The following is a 659-nucleotide window of genomic DNA, read 5'->3' as shown; positions in this document are numbered from 1 at the left end:
CACGGCTTCCTGCTCGACGGGTTCCCGCGCAACCTCCACCAGGCCGAGGTCCTCGACCAGCTCCTGGCCGACGAGGGGCTGCGGCTGGACGCGGTGCTGGACCTGGAGGTCCCCGAGGGCGAGGTCGTGAAGCGGATCGCCGGCCGGCGCACCTGCCGTACGGACTCCAGCCACACCTTCCACGTGGAGTACAGCAAGCCGAAGGTGGAGGGCGTCTGCGACATCTGCGGCGGCGCCCTGTACCAGCGCGAGGACGACAGCGAGGAAACGGTCCGCAAGCGCCTTGAGGTCTACCACAGCGAGACCGAGCCGATCATCGACTTCTACAAGGCCCAGGGCCTGGTCGTGACGATCTCGGCGCTGGGCAAGGTGGCCGAGGTCACGCGGCGGGCCATGGAGGCCCTGCCGCAGCGGGCCGAGCGGGCTTCGGAGGCCGACGGGCGGACCGTTCCCGGTCCGTGAGTCCGCGAGCGGGGCGGGCCGGCCGCGACGTGCGTGTCGAAGGCCCGCCGCGGCGCGGTGACAGTGTGTGTGCGGCCGTGGTGCTCCTGGGAGCGCCACGGCCGTACTGTTGTGTGTGCAGGTATCACGAACCCCGGAAGGTGGAAGAAGGCGACCCATGCTGGAGATCAAGACCCCGGACCAGATCGCGAAGATGC

General features: G+C 70.1%; 1 protein-coding gene. It reads left to right on the top strand.

The genetic code is table 11. The features are described from left to right. Positions 1–462, top strand: a 462-nt coding sequence (locus tag KUM32_RS39685) for a nucleoside monophosphate kinase (RefSeq protein WP_217146589.1), incomplete at its 5' end; no start/stop codon positions are given. Positions 463–659 lie beyond the last annotated feature (197 nt).

Source organism: Streptomyces sp. AC627_RSS907, from assembly GCF_019049165.1.
The sequence above is the reverse complement of the archived record's forward strand: the minus strand, read 5'-3'. Positions and strand labels throughout refer to the sequence as shown.